1 protein-coding gene is annotated in these 212 nt (G+C 36.3%); it reads right to left on the reverse strand.

The window, feature by feature from the left end:
* On the reverse strand, positions 1-212 hold a 212-nt coding region (locus ACRHOC_RS15905), incomplete at both ends, for an iron chelate uptake ABC transporter family permease subunit (protein ID WP_431159526.1).

Consider the following 212-nt stretch of genomic DNA (forward strand, 5'->3'; position numbering starts at 1 on the left):
TTTAATTGAAAGAATAGCCAGAACCAAACCTAGAAGATACAGAACAAAAAAGAGTGTGATTTCATTCCATGAAAGATTGCTTAAACTCCCAAATGCCCAGAATATATATTGTTGAACTTGTTCGGCAGTACTGAAATAGGAAAGGACGCTAACAACAGCTGGCGTAATACTTCCAACCATTAATCCAATTATTAGAATGGCCATGGTATCAC

The sequence above is a fragment of the Winogradskyella poriferorum genome (genome assembly GCF_050618035.1).
Taxonomy (GTDB): Bacteria; Bacteroidota; Bacteroidia; order Flavobacteriales; family Flavobacteriaceae; genus Winogradskyella; species Winogradskyella poriferorum_A.